This window comes from Marinobacter confluentis (assembly GCF_004785685.1).
GTDB classification, from domain to species: Bacteria; Pseudomonadota; Gammaproteobacteria; order Pseudomonadales; family Oleiphilaceae; genus Marinobacter; species Marinobacter confluentis.
The window spans coordinates 776,585-797,481 of the sequence record NZ_SRPF01000002.1 but is presented as its reverse complement, the minus strand read 5'-3'; the positions used below and the strand labels follow the sequence as shown (position 1 = coordinate 797,481).

General features: G+C 56.4%; 22 protein-coding genes and 1 pseudogene. 12 read left to right on the top strand and 11 right to left on the bottom strand.

The genetic code is table 11. The features are described 5' to 3' along the window. The first annotated feature begins 1 nt into the window (after position 1). From E5Q11_RS09305 to E5Q11_RS09290, 4 genes are all read left to right on the top strand, one after another. A complete protein-coding gene (locus tag E5Q11_RS09305) occupies positions 2–1,366 on the top strand; it encodes a DUF1329 domain-containing protein (RefSeq protein ID WP_135803116.1) in 1,365 nt (454 codons plus the stop codon). A 64-nt stretch (positions 1,367–1,430) separates the two neighbouring features. Then, on the top strand, positions 1,431–2,693 hold the full coding sequence (locus tag E5Q11_RS09300) for an MFS transporter (RefSeq protein ID WP_135803115.1): 1,263 nt from the start codon (positions 1,431–1,433) through the stop codon (positions 2,691–2,693). Further along, complete coding sequence (locus E5Q11_RS09295; protein ID WP_135803114.1) at positions 2,690–3,892, top strand: M24 family metallopeptidase; 1,203 nt, start codon at positions 2,690–2,692, stop codon at positions 3,890–3,892. The genes E5Q11_RS09300 and E5Q11_RS09295 overlap by 4 nt, the downstream gene beginning before the upstream one ends. A gap of 6 nt (positions 3,893–3,898) precedes the next feature. Next, positions 3,899–4,267: a hypothetical protein gene (locus tag E5Q11_RS09290; protein ID WP_135803113.1), complete on the top strand. Its 369-nt coding sequence runs from the start codon at positions 3,899–3,901 to the stop codon at positions 4,265–4,267. Positions 4,268–4,298: 31 nt separating this feature from the next. On the opposite strand, the gene E5Q11_RS09285 is transcribed toward E5Q11_RS09290, so the two are convergent. After that, positions 4,299–5,228: a LysR substrate-binding domain-containing protein gene (locus tag E5Q11_RS09285; RefSeq protein ID WP_135803112.1), complete on the bottom strand. Its 930-nt coding sequence runs from the start codon at positions 5,226–5,228 to the stop codon at positions 4,299–4,301. A gap of 127 nt (positions 5,229–5,355) precedes the next feature. Between E5Q11_RS09285 and E5Q11_RS09280 the strand changes: the two genes are divergently transcribed. Next, positions 5,356–5,811, top strand: a complete 456-nt coding sequence (locus E5Q11_RS09280) for a DUF4442 domain-containing protein (RefSeq protein WP_135803111.1) — start codon at positions 5,356–5,358, stop codon at positions 5,809–5,811. Between the two features lie 47 nt (positions 5,812–5,858). Continuing rightward, positions 5,859–6,347, top strand: coding sequence for a DUF4442 domain-containing protein (locus tag E5Q11_RS09275; RefSeq protein ID WP_135803110.1), 489 nt, complete (start codon positions 5,859–5,861; stop codon positions 6,345–6,347). A 26-nt stretch (positions 6,348–6,373) separates the two neighbouring features. Here the strand turns inward: E5Q11_RS09275 and E5Q11_RS09270 are convergent, their stop codons facing one another. Next, on the bottom strand, positions 6,374–7,198 hold the full coding sequence (locus E5Q11_RS09270; protein ID WP_135803109.1) for an ion transporter: 825 nt from the start codon (positions 7,196–7,198) through the stop codon (positions 6,374–6,376). A gap of 82 nt (positions 7,199–7,280) precedes the next feature. Beyond that, positions 7,281–8,435: an NnrS family protein gene (locus E5Q11_RS09265; protein ID WP_135803108.1), complete on the bottom strand. Its 1,155-nt coding sequence runs from the start codon at positions 8,433–8,435 to the stop codon at positions 7,281–7,283. A 97-nt stretch (positions 8,436–8,532) separates the two neighbouring features. Here E5Q11_RS09265 and E5Q11_RS09260 point away from each other — a divergent pair, with 97 nt between their 5' ends. Then, complete coding sequence (locus tag E5Q11_RS09260) at positions 8,533–8,904, top strand: SirB2 family protein (protein ID WP_135803107.1); 372 nt, start codon at positions 8,533–8,535, stop codon at positions 8,902–8,904. A 9-nt stretch (positions 8,905–8,913) separates the two neighbouring features. Here the strand turns inward: E5Q11_RS09260 and E5Q11_RS09255 are convergent, their stop codons facing one another. The 3 genes and pseudogenes from E5Q11_RS09255 to trhA form a co-directional block, all read right to left on the bottom strand. After that, positions 8,914–10,836, bottom strand: coding sequence for a nitrate/nitrite transporter (locus E5Q11_RS09255; RefSeq protein WP_263641507.1), 1,923 nt, complete (start codon positions 10,834–10,836; stop codon positions 8,914–8,916). Between the two features lie 6 nt (positions 10,837–10,842). Next, positions 10,843–11,580 (bottom strand): annotated as a pseudogene (locus tag E5Q11_RS18080) (MFS transporter); the annotation flags it as partial. A gap of 238 nt (positions 11,581–11,818) precedes the next feature. Next, positions 11,819–12,472 carry a PAQR family membrane homeostasis protein TrhA gene (gene trhA / locus E5Q11_RS09250; protein WP_135803105.1) on the bottom strand — a complete coding sequence of 218 codons (654 nt, stop codon included), beginning with the start codon at positions 12,470–12,472 and terminating at the stop codon, positions 11,819–11,821. A 168-nt stretch (positions 12,473–12,640) separates the two neighbouring features. On the opposite strand from trhA, the gene wrbA reads away from it, so the two are divergent. Then, positions 12,641–13,240, top strand: a complete 600-nt coding sequence (gene wrbA / locus E5Q11_RS09245) for an NAD(P)H:quinone oxidoreductase (RefSeq protein WP_135803104.1) — start codon at positions 12,641–12,643, stop codon at positions 13,238–13,240. A 90-nt stretch (positions 13,241–13,330) separates the two neighbouring features. Beyond that, positions 13,331–14,251, top strand: a complete 921-nt coding sequence (locus E5Q11_RS09240; RefSeq protein ID WP_135803103.1) for an AEC family transporter — start codon at positions 13,331–13,333, stop codon at positions 14,249–14,251. On the opposite strand, the gene rrtA is transcribed toward E5Q11_RS09240, so the two are convergent. Further along, positions 14,241–14,846, bottom strand: a complete 606-nt coding sequence (gene rrtA, locus E5Q11_RS09235) for a rhombosortase (protein ID WP_135803102.1) — start codon at positions 14,844–14,846, stop codon at positions 14,241–14,243. The genes E5Q11_RS09240 and rrtA overlap by 11 nt on opposite strands. A 73-nt stretch (positions 14,847–14,919) precedes the next feature. Here rrtA and E5Q11_RS09230 point away from each other — a divergent pair, with 73 nt between their 5' ends. Both E5Q11_RS09230 and E5Q11_RS09225 read left to right on the top strand, forming a co-directional pair. Then, positions 14,920–16,569, top strand: a complete 1,650-nt coding sequence (locus E5Q11_RS09230) for a M12 family metallo-peptidase (RefSeq protein WP_135803101.1) — start codon at positions 14,920–14,922, stop codon at positions 16,567–16,569. After that, on the top strand, positions 16,569–17,057 hold the full coding sequence (locus E5Q11_RS09225; protein WP_135803100.1) for a DUF6174 domain-containing protein: 489 nt from the start codon (positions 16,569–16,571) through the stop codon (positions 17,055–17,057). Before E5Q11_RS09230 ends, E5Q11_RS09225 begins: the two co-directional genes overlap by 1 nt. On the opposite strand, the gene E5Q11_RS09220 is transcribed toward E5Q11_RS09225, so the two are convergent. The 4 genes from E5Q11_RS09220 to E5Q11_RS09205 all read right to left on the bottom strand — a co-directional run bounded on the left by E5Q11_RS09220 (position 17,025) and on the right by E5Q11_RS09205 (position 20,204). Beyond that, positions 17,025–17,675 carry a cation diffusion facilitator family transporter gene (locus tag E5Q11_RS09220; protein WP_135803099.1) on the bottom strand — a complete coding sequence of 217 codons (651 nt, stop codon included), beginning with the start codon at positions 17,673–17,675 and terminating at the stop codon, positions 17,025–17,027. The genes E5Q11_RS09225 and E5Q11_RS09220 overlap by 33 nt on opposite strands. A gap of 65 nt (positions 17,676–17,740) precedes the next feature. Continuing rightward, positions 17,741–18,196 (bottom strand): Cd(II)/Pb(II)-responsive transcriptional regulator, encoded by a 456-nt coding sequence (cadR, locus tag E5Q11_RS09215; protein ID WP_135803098.1) that lies wholly within the window; start codon positions 18,194–18,196, stop codon positions 17,741–17,743. Between the two features lie 6 nt (positions 18,197–18,202). Next, entirely contained in the window at positions 18,203–19,552 is a 1,350-nt protein-coding gene (locus E5Q11_RS09210; RefSeq protein ID WP_135803097.1) for an ATP-binding protein, read from the bottom strand. Continuing rightward, a complete protein-coding gene (locus E5Q11_RS09205) occupies positions 19,539–20,204 on the bottom strand; it encodes a response regulator transcription factor (protein WP_135803096.1) in 666 nt (221 codons plus the stop codon). The genes E5Q11_RS09210 and E5Q11_RS09205 overlap by 14 nt, the downstream gene beginning before the upstream one ends. Before the next feature lie 153 nt (positions 20,205–20,357). Between E5Q11_RS09205 and E5Q11_RS09200 the strand changes: the two genes are divergently transcribed. Further along, on the top strand, positions 20,358–20,894 hold the full coding sequence (locus tag E5Q11_RS09200) for a cupredoxin domain-containing protein (RefSeq protein WP_135803095.1): 537 nt from the start codon (positions 20,358–20,360) through the stop codon (positions 20,892–20,894). Positions 20,895–20,897 lie beyond the last annotated feature (3 nt).

Sequence of the window (20,897 nt, the reverse complement as noted above, 5' to 3'; positions counted from 1 at the left end):
TATGAAGTCTTTAAAACAAACTCTGTTCGCGTTGACTTTGACCGCCATTCCCACGCTTGGCGCAGCCGCAGTGTCAGAATCTGAAGCGGCACAACTGGGGCAATCCCTGACCCCAATGGGTGCCGAAAAGGCCGGTAATGACGACGGCAGCATTCCCGCCTGGTCCGGCGGAATGACCAGCATGCCCGAGGGTTACCGCCCGGGTGATCCATACCTAAACCCCTTCGGGACTGAAAAACCTTTATTCGTGATCGATGCCACGAATATGCAGGAATATCGTGAAAACCTTACGGACGGCCAGGTAGCTATGCTCGAGCGCTACCCGGAAACCTTCAGAATTCCGGTATACCAGACGCATCGAACCGCGGCCGCGCCGGACTGGGTTTATGACAATGTTCTGCAGAATGCTGTCAGCGCTGAGCTGGTGGCAGGTGGTGCGGGTTTCGAAGGGGCCTATGGCGGCGTTCCATTCCCGATTCCGAAATCCGGCCTGGAAGCCATCTGGAACCACATGACCCGTTATTTCGGGACCTATCTTGAGCGCACTTCTGCCGATATTGCGACCCAGGAAAACGGGGCTTACGCAACGTCCATTATCGATATCAAGCGTTATTCACCGTTTTATCAAAAGGATGGTGATGCCAGCTCCCATGACAATATTCTTTATTACTACCTGGGTGTTGCGACGTCGCCGCCCCGCACCGCCGGCCAGGTGTTCATTATCCACGAGCCGCTGAATCAGGTGTCTGAACCACGCCGGGCCTGGATCTACAACCCGGGTCAGCGTCGGGTCCGTCGGGCCCCGGTTGTCTCTTATGACACGCCGGTTGGCAGCTCAGACGGCCTGCGCACCATTGATGATACGGATATGTTCAACGGTGCCCCGGATCTCTACAACTGGAAGCTGGTGGGAAAGCGGGAAATCTACATCCCCTACAACAATTACAAGCTTCTGGACAAGTCCCTGGAGTACGACGACATCATTCAGCCGGGACATCTGAACCCGGAATACACCCGGTATGAACTGCATCGGGTGTGGGAAGTTGAGGCGACCCTGAAAGAGGGCAATCGCCATATCTATTCCAGACGCACTTTTTACATCGATGAGGACAGCTGGAGCACCGCCGCCGTGGATCTCTATGACGGGCAGGGCGAGCTCTGGCGAGTCTCAATGGCCTATCTGGTGAATTACTACGATCTGCCAGCCGTTCTCAGCAGCGTCGATGTCTTTCATGACCTCAATGCCCGTCGTTACCAGGCCCAGGGATTGGCAAACGAAGAGCGGGAAGTCATTCATTTCTCCAGTACACCGCCCGAGGTCCGGATGTTCAATCCCTCGCACGTCAGGCGGTTTAGCGGCCGGTAACTGGTTGCAACTGCCGGCTGAATGGCAAGGCCGGCCGGCAGGTTTTTTTTACTCGGAGGTTTTTATGGAAAACAACAAAGTTCGCACGCTTGTTGGCACGGGCGTAGGCAATTTTTTTGAGTGGCTGGATTTCACCATCTATGGTTTTTTCTCAACGGCTATTTCACTGACCTTTTTCCCTGGGGAGGATGAAGTCCTGGCCCTGGTGGCCACCATTGGTGCATTCGCAATTGGCTTTCTTACACGGCCACTGGGGGCCTATGTCATGGGGCGGTATGCCGACACGATTGGCAGAACCAACGCGCTGGTCATTACCTTTGCGATGATGGGGCTGGGCACCGTGTTTATCGTGGCGGCGCCCAGCTATCAGGCCGCCGGGGCTGTCGGTGCTGTCTGTGTTCTGCTTGGGCGCTTACTTCAGGGGTTCGCCGCATCCGGGGAATATGGTGCTGCCGCAGCCCAGTTTCTTGAGGTGGCTCCAGACGGTAAAAAAGGACGCTATGTAAGCCTGCTGGCGGTATCTACCTATCTGGCACTTGCCGCCGGCGCCCTACTTGCAGTGGGTGTCTACCAGTTCTTCGGTACCGAGGCTGCCGAAGCGTACGGCTGGCGATACGCCTTCATTATCGGGCTGTTCATTATTCCATTGGGCATGTGGGTCCGGGTTCATATGTCGGATTCTGAGGAGTTCAAAAAAGCCAGGGCCGTCGCCCCTGAAAAACCGGGGAAAATCGACTGGCGTGCCATCATGATTGTCATCGGGTTTACTTCCCTGGGGACCTCGTCCCTGTACCTGTCGATGATTTTTATGCCCAGTTATGCCAAAGCAGCCTTCGATATACCGGTGATGTACACGTCCATAACCACCAGCCTGTCCTGCGCCGTTGTGGCGGTCTGCGCCTACCTGGGTGGGTGGATGAGTGATCGCGCCGGGCCAGTCGTTCCAACCTGTGGTGGCCTGCTGGTGATAACCCTTGGAGGGCTGAGCGCTTATCTCTATGTGCTCTCCGAGCCGATGTTCCTGAGCATTCTGCTTTTTCAGCTGGTGAATGGCATCGGGCTGGGCTTTTTTGTTGGCGGTAGTCTGAGCACCATCAGCCTACTGTTTCTGACCTCGGGTCGTGCACTGGGTATGGGCCTGGGTTACAACCTCGGAGTGGCGGTGTTCGGGGCTTTTGCGCCGATTGTCTCGACGGCCGCCCTGAGTTACAGCATCAACTATGCCCCAGCGCTTTACATTGCGTTTACCTCGGTTATCAGCATGTTTTCCGTCAAAGCGCTGTTGGCGCATCCGGCCCAAAAATTCGACGTAGGAATTGCAAAATGATTGAAGATACTGAATTCCTCGCCCGCCGGGAGAGAGTGAAATCGAAATTGGCAGAACTGGGTGCGGGCCAGTTGGTTGTGACCAACTCCGAAAGCATTTATTACCTCTGTGGTGCCACGTTTGAGGCACTGGAAAGACCCTTTTTCCTGATCATTCCACGCACAGGTCCGGAACGCCTGGTGGTGCCTTTTCTGGAGAAGGATCACCTGAAAAAAGCCCGGGCGCTGGACTCGAAAAATATCTATACCTACTGGGAGTTTCCGGCACCTACCAATGTAGACTGGGCGGCTTCGCTGCGCCGCTATGGCCAACTGGATAAAGGATTCATTTACGAATCCTCCTGCCCCATGGCGGTGGCCAGCCTGTTGCAGGAACTGGGCGGGCGACATATGGATCTGATCGAGCAACTGCGTCTGGTGAAATCGCCGGCAGAGATAGAGATGGTTCGAAAAGCAGCTTACTATGCCGACATGGGCGTGCAGCAGTTATTGGATTACTCCTACTATGGCTCAACGGTTGCCGAAGGCTTCGCGAGAACCAATAAGGTGACCCAGTCCATTATTCGCGATACCCCGGACTGGGATGTTCTGACCACCAAGGTACTGATGGGCACTTTCCCTGCGCCGGTCAGCGCCAAACCGCACTCGGTTCCCTCAACCGATGATCTACTTTGTGAGGGCCCCCATGTGGCACTGGTTCTCACCCGGGCCAACGGCTACGCCGCCGAAAGTGAACGAACCTACTTTACGGCGCCACCCAGCAAGCAGGATATGAAGTACTTCAATGCCATGTTGAGGGCACGGAACCTGGGTCTATCCCTGGTGAAACCCGGGGCCAGATGCTCTGACATCGATAGCGAAGTTAACCAGTTTCTCGCCAGTGAGGGCATTAGCAAGCCGGAGCAGCGGTTGCACCGCATTGGCCACGGCCTGGGGCTGGGTAACCACGAGGGGCCCTGGTTGTCTGAAGGTTCTGATGATGTGCTGGAGGCTGGGATGATTGTGTCCATCGAGCCGGGCATCTACGTGCAGGGGGTGGGTGGCTACCGGCATTCCGACACGGTGCTGGTGACGGAGTCCGGTTATGAACTGCTGACCAAAGCCCCCGGTGTCGACAAACCTCTGGTGCTGGGCAGGAAAACCCTGAAACACCGGATTTTCCGTCGGCTGGTCAGCAAGGCGATTGGCTCAAGGGCCTGACAGACAGTGCTGACAACCCTGCAGTTTTCCTATGTCCTGCTGGGCATCATCATGAACCTGATGAGCCTGCTACATTTCCGGGCCACAGGCACCTATTACACGCCAACCCGGCCCGGTGCCGGCATTGCCGCCATGGCCACCTACGGCATCTGCGCGCTGCTTAGTATGCTGGATTCCCAGTGGCCGTTCCGGATCACCATGACAGTGCTCATGGTGATCCTGGCCGGCGGTGGTGTGATCAAGCATCTGGCGACTGGCAGCCCGGGACAATACGCATCGACAGGCACACGCTGGCTGGCAGTTCTGATCAATGGCTATGGCGTGGTTGTGACGGCTTTTGTTTTGACGGTTTCGTTTTTTGAACCGGGGGGCTAGGAGCTTCATGTTTCCTTCGATCGCCGTCCAGTTAAAACGACTCCAGCGCTATTGTAGCGACGGTCTGTTTGAGTGCAGGCAACTCATCGAAAATGCTTTGAAGCCAGCCGTAAACGGCATCAATCTGAGGTAGCGAATGGTCGCTTTCAGGAACGACCATCCAGTAGCTTCTTCCCGTGCGATATTGAACCGGGAAAGGCAGCACTATGCGGTTGCTGTCCACCCAGGTGTTTGCGGTCGGGAAAATCGCCAAGGCCACGCCCAGGCCGTCCGATGCCGCTTTCAAGGCACCCAAATAGGAATCACAGATAATCGGCTTGTTCTGCGGTTGAAAATCATTAACGCCGAAGTAGTGCCCCCAGTCGTTCATTGCTGGCTCGGCATAGATCAGCCGATGCTGGCTGAGATCGCCTGGTTTTGTGAACTCATGGGAAGCCGCATAAGAGGGGCTACAAACTGGTGCCACAAATGCCTCACAGAGCTTTCGACAGTGAAGTTCCGGCCAGTTGCCATCCCCTAGCCGTATTGCCGCGTCAACTCGTTCGGCGTCGAAATCAACATATGACATACGGGCCTCAATCCGCAGTTCTGTCGCTGATGCATAGTCGTTAAACCTGAGGTAGTTCGGCAGAAGAACCTCTTGTACCGTAAACAAGGGCGCGCTGATATGAAGCACGGACTTATCGAACCTGCGGGAAAATTCTATGTAGCCCTTCTTGTGCGCGGTCATTATTGCTTGAGCTGCTCTGAAGTAACATTCACCCTCCGCGCTCAGAGATAACTGCCGTGCAGAACGCTGGAAAAGCGGTTTTCCCAGCCACTCCTCAAATGCCTTTATCTGTTGCCCGACCGCCGGTGCCGTAACACACAGCTCTTCCGCCGCTTTTTTGAAGCTTAAATGCCTGGCCGCCGCCTCAAAGATTGGAATGTACTTGATCGGTGGTGTCCGTCTGTAGTTCATGGCTCTGCCGACTAAAAAGATTTTCTTTTCTATAGCGTAGAAAAAACCTTTTGATCGGGCAATGGGGCAAAGGATACCTTTATCGTGAATCGTTCAATTCCGGAATTTCTTAGAAAAAGAGGATTTCATGAGATTTACCCCCAAATCACTCAAGCGCCTATTGAACGTCTATCCACCCTATCTGGGTGCTGGCATCAGGATTCAGTATGTCAGCGACGACTGGAAAGAACTGCACGTTGGCATGCCTTTGCGCTGGTACAACCGCAATGCCGTCAACACCCATTTCGGGGGAAGTCTCTATTCGATGGTAGACCCGCATTTAATGCTGCTGTTGATGCAACTCCTGGGACGGGATTATCTGATCTGGGATAAAGCCGCCGATATTGAATTTGTGAAAGCGGGCAAGAAAAAAGTGACGTCCGTTATAAGGATTGAGGATGGTGACCTGGAGGACATCAAACATAAGACGGCCGGAGGGGAAAAGTACTTGCCCGAGTTCACAATTGACGTTGTTGATGAGGCCAATGAGCTGATCGCGCGAGTCAGGAAAACACTGTATGTGCGGAAAAAGAATCAGGACTGAACCTGTGTTATCCAGAAAAGTGGATTTTATCTTGCAGGAACCAACGAATGATTTTTAATAATCGACTTAGCCGAACGCTAAGTAAAATAGAAAAATTCCCGGAATCGCTTCAATACCGTTTGCTTACGTTCATGGTCGGAAGAACGGTCCCATTTGTTGGAACAGCAGGATTGTCATTCGAACACCTCGACCAGAACAAAGCCCGGCTTAGCCTGAAAAGCCGGAAAAAGGTGCTGAACCATATCAATACAATTCACGCCGCAGCGATGGCACTGCTCGCGGAATCAGCAACGGGCATGGTGTTTGCCATGAACGTACGAGATGACTGTGTCTACGTTCTGAAGTCCATGGACATTGATTTCGTCGGTAAAGCAAAAGGGTCTCTGTCTGCAGAAGCAACGCTGAGTGAGGATGCGTGCCAGGCCATCCGAAATACAACAAAAGGCGAGATCTCCGTCCCCGTGACAGTACTCGATAGTGAAGGTGACTCTCCGATTGTGTGCAAGATGGTTTGGGCATGGCGGCCAAAGAGATAGACAGGTCGGCCCCCTCAAGCCATGTTTTAGCTCTGCGATTTCTCCATTTTCTCGGTTAGTTGATCGAGCTTCGATTGAACGGATTGAAGCTGCTGGATGATCTCATCGCGTTCGTCATGAGCCGACTGGGCTTCTTTGGCGTTTTTCTCTTCGCCCATGACTTCCAGAATCGCGCCAATCATCATGTTCAGAAAAACGAACGCGGTCAGGAAGATAAACGTCAGGTAGTAGAGCCAGCTCAGCGGATGCTGCTCCATGGTGGCGTACATCACGTCGGTCCAGTCTTCAAACGTGGCCACCCGGAACAGGGTCAGCATGGCGATGGACACGTCACCCCAGAGAAATTCATCAACATCTGCGAAAAACATCGAGCCCATGGCGGCGTAAATGTAGAAAATGATGAACATCAGCAGCGCGATATAGCCCATTCTGGGAATGGCCTTGAGCAGTGAGTTAATCAGGAAGCGCAGTTCCGGCACAACCGATACCAGTCGCAACACCCGGAAGACTCTCAATAAACGTCCCAGTAGCACCGCATCGGAATTATTCAGCGGGATCAGGCTGCCCACCACAACCAGGGTGTCGAACAGGTTCCAGCCGTCCAGGAAGAAGCGTTTTTTGTCTGGGCAGGCGGCAAACCGGAACAGAATTTCAATCAGGAAGAACAGGGTTATGGCTATGTCCATGATGCTCAGGGACTGTTCAGCCAGGGGCGGCAGTTCGTAGGTTTTGGCGCCGATGGTCAGGGCGGAAAGAATGATGATACCGATGACCACGCTCTGGAAGATCCGGCTGGATTCTATGCGCCGCAACTGGGCAAATCGGTTTTCGGTAGCTGGCTGGGACGACATTGAAAACGGCTCCATGAAACTGCGGGAGCCTGAATTCTAATGGCAGCCGGGCTGATTGGATAGCATCGGCCCGGCCAGGATCTCAGCCGGGCTTTCCATCGGCCCGTGGCGACGCCAGAATTCCTGCGTAACGGGCGAGAAAAATACCGAAGGAAAGCACCCACAGGAGGGAGCTGGACCCCACGCCTGCATGCCAGGGCACGACATCAAAAGCGGTCAGAACCCGCACCAGCGCGGCCAGATGAATCATCAGGAATGCGGTCACCATGCCCCGGGGTAGAACAAGCGGGTGGCCGGCATGGCCAAGAGACACCCGGGCAATCACTCCCAGAATCAGGCAGCCGACCGCGCCAGTGCCTGCGGCATGGGTCCAGGCACTGGTGGGCCAGCCCGCCAGAATGGCACCGGCCAGAAGAAGCAGGGCTATCGGCACCCACAGGATGGACAAGTGCAGCATCCACAGCAGCGGCTCCTTGCGGAATAACCAGCCCTTCCAGCCGGCCAGGCGCACCAGCATCAGAGTAGCGGCGGCTATGGCCAGAGCTGCTGTTACGGCCTGCCACTGCGATACCAGCGACACCATCAGCAGCACCATGTTGAGCAGGACTGCCATATCCAGCGCCGGAACCATTTTAACCCGGGAGGCATCCAACCCTCGCTGGCGAAGCCAGCCTGCGGAAAACGCCGGGGTGATACGCCCACCGATGATGCTGATCAGTGCCATGGCCATGATCAGGGCGCCGTAGCTGAACGCCGGGTCGAAGCGGGTAACAAAGCCGATCTGCATCAGCCACAGCAGCCCCAGTACCAGCAGAATCATCAGTTGCCGCTTCTGCCTGGCGCGCCAGATCCGCCAACCGGCGTCAAGCATGACCAGCGGCAGAAACGCCAGGTTCACGCCATGGATCAGCCAGTCCGGCAGGCCTGAGCCAAAAGCCAGCAGAAGCCGCCCGGCAAGCCATACTCCCCACAGCAATGCCAGCCTGGTACCGTGGGTTCGTTCGGTCTGGGTCCATACGCATACGGCGGTCAGCAGGAAGCCGGCGATGGCGGCGGAAAGAAAGCCAAACAGCATTTCATGCTGGTGCCAGAACAGGCCCGGCATGGTCAGGGGAAGCCGGATCGCGCCGGTGACCTGAAGCACCCACAAAGGAATGGCAACAATGGCAAGAATGGCCATAGACAGAAAAAAAATGCGGAATGGGTAAGCAAAAAGCTGGCGGGCGTTTGCCTGCATCAGAGAGGCTCCACTGGGGTCTGTTTTAAGTATCATTCTAAATAAATGTTTATAGTGATGACATACTCCTCAAGCGGTATGTTTAAAGGTGATATCCATGAACAGCTATCTGGTGCTCAAAAGTATTCACATGATGGCCGCCTATCTGACGGTGGTGCTGTTTTCATTGCGTCTGCTATTGGATGCGGTAGGCAAACCGGGCTGGCGACAGACCCCGCTGCGCTGGATTCCCCACGCCAATGACACGGTGCTGCTGACAGCAGCAATCAGCCTGTTGTTTGTCACCTCCTGGATGCCGTTTGTTCACGGCTGGCTGACGGCCAAAGTGTTACTTTTGCTCGGCTATATCGCCGCTGGCGTTTTTGCCATTAAGCAAACCGCCAACCTGCAAGTTCGGCTGGCGGCATCGGCGCTGGCACTGCTCCAGATCACGGCAATTTTTCATCTGGCGATCAACAAGCCTTTCTGAAGGATTACCTCAGCAGGGTGTTGGCGCATTTTTCCGCGCGTAGTACCACCAGGTGATCACCAGGCAGCTGGCATAGAACACCACGAATCCGATCAGCGCAGCCGATACACCTCCGGTCAGGTCAATGGATGTGCCATAGGACTTGGGAATAAAGAAACCGCCGTAGGCTGCAAAGGCCGAGATAAAGCCCAGCACCGCTGCAGATTCGCGGTTGGCCGCTTTACCGGCTTCCTCTGGCCGGTCGGGCTGTTCTTTCATCAGCAGGTTCCGAAAAATCACCGGTACCATGCGGAAGGTGGACCCGTTGCCAATACCCGTTGCAATGAAAAGCACCAGGAAGCAACCGAAAAAGCCCCAGAAGTTACCTTCGGTAAGTTTGCCTGGCAGGAAGGAGATGACTCCGAAAACCCCGGCAATCATGACTGCGAATGTCCAGAGCGTGACTTTCGCTCCGCCGAGTTTATCGGCCAGAATGCCGCCAACCGGCCGGGCGAGGGCGCCCACCAGAGGCCCAAGAAACGCATATTTCACCGGGTCCACACTCGGGAACTGCATGCCGGAAAGCAACGGGAAGCCAGCGGCAAAGCCGATGAAGCTGCCGAACATGCCCAGATAAAGCCAGCACATCAGCCAGTTGTCCTTGCGGCGGAAGATGACGGCCTGCTCTCGGAAACTGGCTTTGGCATCGGCAATGTCATTCATGCCAAACCAGGCCGCCACCGCTGCAATGATGATCAGCGGAACCCACAGGAAGGCCGCGTTCTGTAGCCACAGGGATTCGCCAGCACGGGCGCCCTCCTGAATGATCAGCGGGTCGCCTACCACCGGGCTGAAAACGCTTGTGGCGATGACCAGTGGTGCCAGCAATTGCATGCCGGACACCCCGAGATTACCCAGCCCGGCGTTCAGTCCCATGGCCCCGCCTTTCTGCGCCTGGGGGAAGAAAAAGCTGATATTGGCCATGCTTGAGGCGAAGTTGCCACCGCCAAATCCACAGAGCAGGGCCAGGATCAGCATGATCAGGTAGGGTGTGTCGGGGTTCTGCACGGCAAAACCGATCCACAGGCAGGGTACAAGAAGGGATGCGGTGGAAATTGCCGTCCAGCGACGCCCCCCGAAAATCGGCACCATGAAGCTGTAGAAAATCCGCAGGGTGGCACCAGATAGCGCCGGCAGGGCGGCCAGCCAGAATAGCTGGTTGGAGCTGTAGCTGAAGCCCAGGCTGGGCATTTTCACAACGAGAATGCTCCAGATGGTCCAGACCGCAAACGCCAGAAACAGGTTGGGAATGGAGATCCAAAGGTTGCGCCTGGCAATGGCCTTGCCTTTGGTTTCCCAGAAGGTCTTGTCTTCCGGTTTCCACTCTTCAAGCACAAAAGCGTTGGGCGTGGACAGTTCCGGCAGATCGGTTTTTTCTTCCTGTGAGCTCCATTCAACCCGCTCAGCGGAACGGATGGCAATGTGCATCCAGCTCAGGGCAGCGGTCGCAATGACAAACAGCAGCATAAAGCTGCTCTGCCAGATACCGATCACATCGTTCAGCATGCCAAAGGTCAGGGGTAGGAAGAAACCGCCCAGGCCGCCAATCATACCGACCACACCGCCAACCGCGCCGACGCTGTCGGGATAATAGGCCGGAATGTGTTTGAACACCGCTGCCTTGCCCAGAGACATGAAAAAACCCAGCACAAAGGTTAGCAGGATAAAGCCGAGCAGGTTCAGCTCAAGGCTGAAGCTGATGGTGCCCTTGATGCCTCTGATCTGATAGTCGGTGGGTGGATAGCTCAACAGGAAGGTGCACACCGCAGAGGCAATGAAGGTCCAGTACATGACCCGGCGGGCGCCATATCGGTCAGACATCCAGCCGCCCAATATACGGAACAGTGACGCCGGAATGGTGTAGAGCGCCGCCACCAGGCCCGCCGTCTTGATGTCCAGTCCGTAAACCTGAATCAGATAGTGGGGCAGCCAGAGGGCTAAAGCGACAAAGGCCCCGAAAACGAAGAAATAATACAGGGAAAAGCGCCATACCCGCAGGTCAGCCAGTGGGCTGAGCTGCTGAACGAACGACTGGGACCGCCTTGCTGCCCGCTGTGATGCCAGCGGATCCTCCCGGGCGATCATTGGGAAAACGATGCCCATAACCGCAAGAATGGCGGCATAGATTTGCGCGGTGTACTCCCAGCCAAAGGCCACGAGCAGGAAAGGCGCGCCAAAGTTGGTGATGGCTGCACCCACGTTGCCCGCCCCGAATATGCCCAGAGCGGTGCCCTGCTTACCGGGCTCAAACCAGGCGGAGGTGTAGGTAACGCCCACAATGAAGGCGCCGCCTGCCAGTCCCACCCCCAGTGCACCGGCCAGCAGCATGCCGTAACTGGTGGCCAGGGTAAGCGCGTAGACACAGGCCGCAGTCACCAGCATTAGCACACTGAACACCAGCCGACCGCCAAAGCGGTCGGTCCAGATGCCCAGGAAAAGGCGGCTGATAGAGCCGGTCAGAATCGGCGTTGCCATCAGCAGGCCAAGCTGGGTATCGCTGAGACCGAATTCCTGCTTTAGCCGGATGCCGATAATGGAAAAAATGGTCCACACGGCAAAGCAGAGGGTGAATGCCAGGGTCGATAGCCCAAGAGCCCGGTTCTGCTCGCTCCGGGTGGCGACGGCGTTTGTGTCCATAATGCGCTCCATATCATGGATGGTGGGATATGGAGTGACTGTAATGGCGGGCTGGGGCCGTAGAATTGAGAAATATCAAGATTGACAGGTTGCCTCCGATGTTGTCCGGAGTCATTGCTTTTTCTATCGCGTGATTCTATAAAAAGGCATATAAAACAGTAGATTGAGAGGTATAGCCCGGAGGTGGTAGTCGCGCTCGGAGGTGAGGGCATTGGAGGTAGCTGCCTGGCCTCGTGTCTCAGGCAGGTGAAACGTAGGGCAGCACGCCGTAGTAAACCGCGCTGAAATGTAACGCACTGCCGCCAATGACAAACAGATGCCAGATCGCGTGCATGTACGGGACACGGTCAGCCAGATAGAAAACAACCCCGGCGGTGTAGGCGATACCGCCGGCAATCATAAGGTAAAGCGCCTGGTCACTGAGACTGGCGACCAGATCTGACGAGGCGAAGACAATCAGCCAGCCCATGGCAATGTATATCCCCACCCTGGCCAGCTTGAAGCGATTCCCGAACACGAACTTCAGAGCCACGCCCGTAATGGCCAGTGACCAGATAATGACCATTAGCGTCCAGCCGGTGGTGTCGCGCATGTTAACCAGCAGAAACGGTGTGTAGGTTCCAGCGATCAGCAGGAAAATGGCGCAGTGGTCCAGGGTTTTGAACAGGGCCCTCAGCTGCGGCCGCCGGGTGCCATGGTAAAGCGCCGATGCGGAATAGAGGAGTATCAGCGACGCCCCGAAGATACTGAAGCTGACCAGCTTCCACATATCCCCCAGCTGGCTGGCAGCGACAATCAGCAAAATGGTGCCGACCGCGCTGAGAACAGCGCCGAGCCCGTGGGTAGCGCTGTTGAGCCATTCTTCAATCCGATAGTGAGTAGAGTCATTCATGGCGCTACAGTACTTCAGCGTACACCTGTACGCAAACCCTTCGAGTCAGAAACTGGGAACTCGATCAGATATTCTGAATAAAGCGAATGAAATCTTCCGGTTTTTCCTGCCATGGCAGGAGAGTACTCTTCAGGTATCAATAACTGCAAAAGCAGGAGGATTTACAGTATGGCAAAGGTACTCGTTCTTTATTATTCCATGTACGGGCACATTGAAACCATGGCGAATACGGTAGCTGAGGGCGCCAAAGGCGTGAGCGGCGCTGAAGTAACGGTCAAGCGCGTACCGGAAACCATGTCCGATGAAGCGTTTGCCGGTGCCGGCGGCAAGTCGGATCAGTCAGCGCCTTTGGCAGATCCCAAGGAACTGCCAGAATACGACGCCGTGATTTTTGGCACACCTACCCGTTTCGGTAACATGTCCGGGCAGATGCGCACCTTCCTGGATCAGACCGGCGGGCTGTGGGCCAACGGAAAACTCCACGGCAAACTGGCCAGCGTGTTTACATCAACCGGCACAGGCGGCGGGCAAGAGCACACCATCAGCTCATTCTGGACCACGCTGGCACACCACGGCATGGTGATCGTGCCCCTCGGTTACGGTATTCCGGATTTCTTCGACATATCGGAAACCAATGGCGGCACACCTTACGGGGCTTCAACCATTGCCGGTGGCGATGGCGCACGCCAGCCCAGCAAGAAAGAGCTGAATATTGCCCGTTATCAGGGTAAGCACGTGGCTGAATTGGCCGTGAAACTGTTTGGCTAATAGCTGAGCAACCACGTCTGTAACGATTGGCTGAACGGGGCTCCGCTGGGGTGCTAGAATCTGGTCCTTACCAGCCCCCTCGGAGCCCTGATGGCCGCAGCGTTCGCTCTTTTTTACAAACTCCTTCCTCTATATGTGACGGTCCTTCTGGGCTGGATTGCCGGCCGCTACCTTGAAGCCAGCGGCCGGCACATTGCCGGCATCATGCTGTACATCGTAACGCCATCGGTTATTTTCTCCGGCGTTATGGCGGCACCCCTTTCACCCGCTGTGATTCTGCTGCCGGTACTGACGTATAGCCTCTGTTCGGTGCTCGGAATACTGCATCTGGCCGTGGCCAAACGTGTGGTCAAGGATGAAAGCGCGAACCTGATGCCATTGGCGGTGGGTACCGGCAACACTGGCTATTTTGGTATTCCGGTGGCGCTGCTGCTGTTTGGTCAGGAAGGATTGGCCCTGTATGTCGTGTGCATGCTGGGAACGTCGCTGTTTGAAAACTCGCTGGGCTTCTATCTGGCCGCCAGGGGTCGCTACAGCATCGGTGATGCTCTGGCGCGAGTGGCCCGGTTGCCCGCGGTTTATGCCTTTGTACTAGCGGTGATGCTGAACCTGTCCGGGTTATCGATTCCGGAGGTGTTTGTGCCGCTCTTTGACAACCTGCGGGGCGCTTACAGCATCCTCGGCATGATGATCATTGGCATGAGTATCATGTCGGTGCGGGGTCTGGCGGGGAACCTGCGGTTCACCGCGCTGTCGTTTTTCGGCAAGTTTGTGTCCTGGCCTCTGGCGGCACTGGCGTTTTGGTGGCTGGATGCAAACTGGTTCGGGATCTACGACCTGGCGGTGCATCAGGCCATTTTCCTGATCTCGATAACGCCGATGGCCGCCAATACCGTGGTGATCGCCACCCTGCTGGATACCTCACCGCGCCAGGCCGCGGGCACCACTCTGCTGAGTACCCTGTTTGCGCTGGCGTTTATTCCGGTGATGGTGGCTCTGGTTATTCCCTGAGCATCCATCGCTGACTCGCAAGGAATAGCCCTCCGGCAAAAAGCCCGGTCAGCGCGCCCAGCCAGTGGGCCTGGTAGATTACGGCGGCGCCAATGAAGGAAGCGGTGCCAGACGGATAGACTGCCTCAAAGCCGAGCTTCAGAGCCATGCCCGCCAATAACAGGCCGTGCCAGACAGGTTGTTGGCGAAGGCCGGCCAGGGCCATAAACACGAACAGCCCGTGAAGACAGCCGGAAAAGCCCCGGTACCAGTCCAGTTGTGGAACTGCCCACTGCAGCCCCAGCGATATGCCAACGGGCGCTGCAAGAAGATACCCGGTTGCCCAGACGGCTGGCAGGCTGCGCCCGAACAGCAAGGGTAAAAGCGCCAGCCCGCCGAGATTCAGTGCCAGATGGACAAATCCCAGATGTATCCAGTGGCCGGTAAGCAGTCGCCACCATTGTCCTGCAGCCATTTCTGCCCGTGACCATTCCAGCCCCTGGCCCAGGGGCGGATACAGACTGATGACCCCCTGAAGCATGATCAGTGCGCCGCCTGCAACCAGCAGCCAGGCCCAGTACCGGATAAATGTTCGGTTTTTGGCGTTATTTCGCATAAATACAAGTCGTTACTGAATGAACACAGCCAGAGCCCGGTTTATCGGTTAGGTTCGGGAAAACCGTGTCTGAATGAGCGTTGATATGTACAACAAGTCTATACAGTTTGCTTTGGCCGTGCTTGCAGGCCTGATGTTAGCCGCACAAGCGTTGTCCGCAGAGTCGGGCGCGATTGTCAAAGAACTCTGGATTGGCGGCCATGGCTACGAGGCAGAACTCACCCCCAGTCGCATCAACGAGCTGGCTGATTCCGGCGAGGGCCGCCATTACCAGGGCCATTTTCCCGAGGACCCAGCCAGCTGGATCCGCGTCACCCGGCTGGAGGATGGCTGGCAAGGCCTGGCTTTTGCCTTCAACCGGCTGCACACCATAAAAAGCGGAGGTGAACATGAGCAGGTTGCCTCTTTCAGCTTCAGTCCCGACCAGGCGCCACAGTGCGGTGTGGACCATCTTCATGCCGATAGCAGTATTACGCCGGACAGCCTGGCCAGCAAAGCCATGGCCCAGGCCGTCTCCGCCAACTACGACACTCTTTGCGCTGATGAGGTCGGTGGCGCCTGCCTGATGCTTGAGCTTGAACTGGCGTTCGATCTGGAATTTCAGAACCGGTTCGCAAACTACAAGACCCGTGCCGGGGCCATCATCAACATGGTTGAGGGTTTCTACCAGGCTCAGCTGGGGGTTATTTTTGACACTCTGTCACTTATCTATCTGGACAGTGGAATTTTCAGTGGTACGAGCAATGCGAGTGACTTGCTGACAGACATTGCCAACAAACGAGGCAATGGTGAAATCGGGTTTCTGGAGAGTTCCCAATCCATCTTCCATTTTATTACCGGTCGTTCGTTGGAAGACGGTATCGCAGGCATCGCCTACCTAGGGTCACTGTGTAACCGATTTGGGGCCGCTAGCGGATTATCCAGAGCGAGTAATTCTGATTCTACGACCGCGATTATCGTCGCCCATGAAATCGGACATAACTTCGGGGCACGGCACGACGGTGAAAACAACAGCTGTCCTGCAGGTGAACACATCATGAGCCCAAGGGTCCAATCTTCATTCACCAGCTTTTCGTCGTGTTCGATTGACTATATGAGAGACGAGATCTCTTCCCTCGGCGCCGTCGAACAATGCTTCAACTTCCCCGCCGATGCCGGCATAGAGTCCGCTACCGGAAATCCGATAGAAATCGATCAGGGCCAGGCGTTCCAGAGCACGTTCGATGTGATCTACAGCGATGCTGCACAACCCGCCGATGGCCTGGTGGTTGAAGGTTCCATTGGTGACGGCGAGGGTACCCTAGAGGAAGTCACACTCAATGGCGCCATCTGCACAGTGACGTCGTCAAACAGCTTTAGCTGCCCGGAGGCGCCAGCCCAGGCCAGACTGACTCTGACAGTCCAGGGAATCGCCGGAGCCAGTTCCGAAGTGAATCTGGCAAATGGCGTTGCCCTTGTCAGCAATAGTGGTGAGGTGAAAGACATACTGTCGGACAACGATACGCTGCTAACCCAGATCACCGTCAATCAAAGCACCGACCCGGATCCCACGCCGGAAGACGATACCCAGGATCCTGATGGCCAGCCAACGGATGCCGACGCCGGTTCAGATACGACCAGTTCCAGCGGCGGCGGTAGCAGCGGTGGCGGTGGCTCATTGGGCTGGTTCTGGCTGCTGGCAGGGCTGGGCGGTGCTGCACGGTTGGCACGGAGGACGTTCTGATGGGGTTGGGTAAAGCGACCATCCTATCCGTCCTGCTTTTTCTGGGGGGTTGCGGCTCGAACGCCGTATCCGGTGCGGGCGAAAGCGACGTCAGCGCCAAACCACCGGCTAACCTGCAGGAAGCTCGCCAGCTCTGGCGGGAATCCGGGGTTGTGAATTATTCGGTCACTGCGCAAATGACCTGCTATTGCCCCCAGGAACTGGTACAGCCCATTCGCCTGATAGTTGAGCAGGGCACGGTCGTGTCCTCAAAGGGCCTGGAGCAGCCGCTGAAAAATCTCACGGAGGACGGCGCCCAGCGGCTAACAGTGGACGGCCTGTTCCTGTTCATTGAAAAAGCCGTGGGCAAGAACGTCGAGACCCTGGAAGTCTCTTATGACCGCAATTACGGCTACCCCATGTTTATCAATTACGACGGTCACGCCATGATTGCTGACGACGAACGCCAGTACCGTCTAACGGACTTCGAACCCTTGCCCGACAGTTGAATCTTCCCGGGCCTGACGGATGTCGGCCCTGGCATGTCGCACAACGCTGACGCCAGCAGTAATTGCGAGCCCGCCCATTACGGCAGCCACGGCAAGGTCAGGCCAGGCAGAACCGGTGCCGAACACACCCAGGGCTGCCGCCATCACCGCAAGATTGCCAATGGCATCATTTCGGCTGCACAACCATACCGAGCGCATATCGGAATCGCCGGCCCGGAACCGGAACAGGGTGATGGCTACCGCAACATTGGCCGCCAGAGCAAGCAAGCCGATAGCGCCCATGGTGAAAGGTTCCGGTGTAATGCCACTCTGGGCCACCCAGGCAGCACGTCCCAGTACGGCCACGCCAAACAGGGCCATGGTGATGCCTTTCACCATCGCTGCCCGCCCACGCCAGAGCATGCCCATGGAGAGCACGGTCAGCGACAGAATATAGTTCGCGCTGTCCCCGAAGAAATCGATGGCGTCGGCCATCAGGGAAACAGAGCCGGACTGAAGGCTGGCATAACCTTCCACCACGAACATCGCCAGGTTCACCCACAGGGCAAACCATAGCGCTTTGCGAAAGCGCGGGTCGGGCTGTCCGGGTTGCGGAGCGCAACAGCTGTTGCATGCCATGATGATCTCCCGTTAACGATTTAACGGTAGTTAAAAGCCTGTAGTTGCTACAGAGTCAACATGTTTCAGGAATTCGGGCCGTGAGTGCCCGGAATGTGGTTATCGCCCTGGGCCCCTGGCTCTGGCAAGTCTTCGGAATAGAGTCCGCCAAGAATGCCGCATTCACTCACAGTGCGGCCCTGGGAGCAGGCAGTCTGAAGCTGAATCAGGGTTTCTTCCAGGTGGGTCAGCTCTTCAAGTCGCTTGCGGACATGGGCCAGGTGGCGAGCCAGCAGCTCGTCAACCTGGCTGCAATCGGCGTCCGGTTGATCGGCCAGACGAATAAACTCGCGTATTTCATCCTGCGCCATATCCAGATTGCGGCAGCGGCGTATGAAATGCAGGCGCTCCAGGTGATGCTGGCGATACGATCGATAGCCGCTGGCTTCCCGTTCCGGTGCCGGTAACAGGCCAATTTTCTCGTAGTAGCGAATGGTTTCTACCGGAATGCCGGTCGTCTTCGAGATCTCACCTATTTTCATGGTCTGTTATCCGTTCTGTGCTCTGGACAGCGTAACACTGACCCTCAGCCCGCCCATGGTACCTTTGCTGAATTGCATGCCGCCGCCATAACGCTCTGTGATTTCCCGGGTTATGGCAAGCCCCAAACCATGACCGGGAACCTGCTCATCCAGACGCATGCCGCGTTTACCCAGTGTTGAAAATGCGTGCTGATCGACGCCAGGGCCATCGTCTTCAACGGTGATAATCAGTTGTTCCCCATTTTCCGCCAGATTGACCACCGTGCTCTGGCGTGACCACTTTCCGGCGTTATCCAGCAGGTTGCCCAGAATTTCATTCAGGTCATGCTCTTCCACGGGCCAGCGGGTGTCGGGCGCCAGGTCCGTTTCCAGCTCAAAATTCTTGTCGGCGTCCAGTCTCCCCAGCATCCACAGCAGGTCCCGCGCCTGGCTCACCGGCTTCGCGGCCTTGCCGGCCTGGGGCCCGGCGAACCGGCTGCGGCGCATTTCGCTTTCAAGCTGGCGGTCTATGTCGGAAAGCCTCTGGGCCAGTTGCTGTCGCATCTCCGGGTCCAGGGCGCGGGTTTCGTCCTCGAGCACCTGGCGAATGGCCGAAACCGGCGTTTTTACGCTGTGGGACAGGTTGGCAAGCGCATCCCGGGACCGGGTCAGGCGCTGGTCCAGGGTGTCCAGAAGCTGGTTCAACTGGCGGATCAGGGGCTGGAATTCGGCTGGCGCTTTGACGTCCAGCCTTTTGCTGGCGCCGGTCTGCAGGGATTTCAGGCCGTTCTGAAGGCGGCCTACGGAGCGGAGCGATAACCGTATGGCCTGCCAGATCGCCAGTAACAGCAACACCAGCAGAATGCCGGATACCACGGCCGTCCAGAGGTGCAGCTCCTGCTGGCTGTGTTGCAGGGTGCTCAGATCTTCCGCCACCACAATCACCACGGGCCGGCCATTCAATGTTAGCGCCTTGCGGTAAGCCAGAAACTCGGAAATGGCTCTGTCTGTTCCGGGGTCGCCCTGGTGAACGAAGCCGCTCTGCGGCTCTTCCAGCAGCGGTTCAAGGGTTTCGGTCCACAGCTCTGGGGAGCTGTGCATCTGCTCGCCGATGCGAATGGCGAAAGCGTGATGAAACACTTCTTCAAAGTAGTCACCTTCGGCGATATCGCGGATTTCGTCCGGGCCGGACTGGCGTAGCTGGTGTTCAAGAAAGGCAACTTCATCCTGCAGCCGGTCTTCCACAAAATCCCGGGCCATACGTTCCAGCAGCAGACCGTGAACTATCCAGGCGGCGAACATCAGGGCGATAGCCGCAGGCAGCAGCAGGGTCAGTAAGCTTTTGCGAATCGAGCTCTGGGTATCAATCCACGGCATTGAAGATATACCCCTGGCCGCGGCGGGTGACGATGGCGTCCGCCCCGGTGATTTTCCGCAGCCGCCGCACATAGGCCTCGATGGTATTGTTGCTGGGGCTGTCGTTCAGGTTATAGAGCTGTTCCAGCAACTGTTCCTTGGAGAACAGCTGCCCCGGGCGGCTCATCAGGCAGCGCAACAGGCGGAATTCGGTACCGGTCAGGGAGTGTTCCTGCCCGTCCGGGGTCTGCAGATACTGGCGGTGTTCATCCAGCTCAAAGCCTCCGGCCGTCAGTTTTGCCTCTACCCGGCCCTCACTGCGGCGGATCAGAGCGTTTAGCCGGGCCAGCAGTTCCTCGGTCTGGAAGGGTTTGGCCAGATAATCGTCGGCCCCGGCTTTCAGGCCATTCACCTTGTCTTGCCAGTCGCCCCGGGCGGTGAGAATCAGCACAGGCATGGTGAGTTTATTGGCCCGCCAGCTTTTCAGTACGTCCAGTCCGTTGCCATCCGGTAGGCCAAGGTCAAGCACCACTGCGCGATAGTCTTCCTGCTTACCCAGCTGTTCTGCCTGTTTTGCCGTCCGGGCTTCATCAACAGTAAAGCCGGCAACCGTCAACTGCCGGTTAAGGCTGTCGGCAATCAGGGTGTCGTCTTCTACCAGAAGCAATCGCATGACGGTTCCCGTGTCGGAGGAGTGTCTGAGTCTAGGGCCTTTTGCTGAATGTAACCTGAAAAACTGTTCATGGAAAAATTCAGCAAGGATTCAGGTTACTGCGGCACAGTGACAGCCATTGTCAGGATACCCATCGGTTTTCAGGAGAAAATAATGAACCCAATCCTCAGAAATGCATTCTTTCCCGCCCTTGCGCTGGCCCTATCTTCGAGCCTTTACGCTGCCGGTGAGCACGGCGGTCATCATGGCAACAGCGCCATGGGCGAGCCGGGTAAGGCGGAAGATGTCTCCCGCACCATTGATGTCACCATGATGGATAACTACTACGAGCCCGAATCCATCTCGGTGAAGCCCGGCGAAACCATTCGCTTCAGGGTGAAAAATGAGGGCGCCCTGGTGCACGAATTCAACATCGGGACCGCAGACATGCACGAAGCCCACCAGGAAGAAATGCAGATGATGGTCAAGCACGGCGTGATCAAGGGCGACCGGATTGATCACAAGATGATGGAAATGGACATGGGCGACGGCCATTCCATGAAACACGATGACCCCAATAGCGTGCTGATGGAGCCAGGTGAAACGAAAGAAATCATCTGGACCTTTACCAAAGCCACCGACCTTGAGTTCGCCTGCAACGTGCCGGGCCACTATCAGGCCGGCATGTACGGCGACATTGATTTTGAATAAGCG

Coding starts and splice junctions, on each gene's coding strand:
- E5Q11_RS09305 (WP_135803116.1), top strand. CDS start 2: ATGAAGTCTTTAAAACAAACTCTGTTCGCGTTGACTTTGACCGCCATT.
- E5Q11_RS09300 (WP_135803115.1), top strand. CDS start 1,431: ATGGAAAACAACAAAGTTCGCACGCTTGTTGGCACGGGCGTAGGCAAT.
- E5Q11_RS09295 (WP_135803114.1), top strand. CDS start 2,690: ATGATTGAAGATACTGAATTCCTCGCCCGCCGGGAGAGAGTGAAATCG.
- E5Q11_RS09285 (WP_135803112.1), bottom strand. CDS start 5,228: ATGAACTACAGACGGACACCACCGATCAAGTACATTCCAATCTTTGAG.
- E5Q11_RS09280 (WP_135803111.1), top strand. CDS start 5,356: ATGAGATTTACCCCCAAATCACTCAAGCGCCTATTGAACGTCTATCCA.
- E5Q11_RS09275 (WP_135803110.1), top strand. CDS start 5,859: ATGATTTTTAATAATCGACTTAGCCGAACGCTAAGTAAAATAGAAAAA.
- E5Q11_RS09270 (WP_135803109.1), bottom strand. CDS start 7,198: ATGTCGTCCCAGCCAGCTACCGAAAACCGATTTGCCCAGTTGCGGCGC.
- E5Q11_RS09265 (WP_135803108.1), bottom strand. CDS start 8,435: ATGCAGGCAAACGCCCGCCAGCTTTTTGCTTACCCATTCCGCATTTTT.
- E5Q11_RS09260 (WP_135803107.1), top strand. CDS start 8,533: ATGAACAGCTATCTGGTGCTCAAAAGTATTCACATGATGGCCGCCTAT.
- trhA (WP_135803105.1), bottom strand. CDS start 12,472: ATGAATGACTCTACTCACTATCGGATTGAAGAATGGCTCAACAGCGCT.
- wrbA (WP_135803104.1), top strand. CDS start 12,641: ATGGCAAAGGTACTCGTTCTTTATTATTCCATGTACGGGCACATTGAA.
- E5Q11_RS09240 (WP_135803103.1), top strand. CDS start 13,331: ATGGCCGCAGCGTTCGCTCTTTTTTACAAACTCCTTCCTCTATATGTG.
- rrtA (WP_135803102.1), bottom strand. CDS start 14,846: ATGCGAAATAACGCCAAAAACCGAACATTTATCCGGTACTGGGCCTGG.
- E5Q11_RS09230 (WP_135803101.1), top strand. CDS start 14,920: ATGAGCGTTGATATGTACAACAAGTCTATACAGTTTGCTTTGGCCGTG.
- E5Q11_RS09225 (WP_135803100.1), top strand. CDS start 16,569: ATGGGGTTGGGTAAAGCGACCATCCTATCCGTCCTGCTTTTTCTGGGG.
- E5Q11_RS09220 (WP_135803099.1), bottom strand. CDS start 17,675: ATGGCATGCAACAGCTGTTGCGCTCCGCAACCCGGACAGCCCGACCCG.
- cadR (WP_135803098.1), bottom strand. CDS start 18,196: ATGAAAATAGGTGAGATCTCGAAGACGACCGGCATTCCGGTAGAAACC.
- E5Q11_RS09210 (WP_135803097.1), bottom strand. CDS start 19,552: ATGCCGTGGATTGATACCCAGAGCTCGATTCGCAAAAGCTTACTGACC.
- E5Q11_RS09205 (WP_135803096.1), bottom strand. CDS start 20,204: ATGCGATTGCTTCTGGTAGAAGACGACACCCTGATTGCCGACAGCCTT.
- E5Q11_RS09200 (WP_135803095.1), top strand. CDS start 20,358: ATGAACCCAATCCTCAGAAATGCATTCTTTCCCGCCCTTGCGCTGGCC.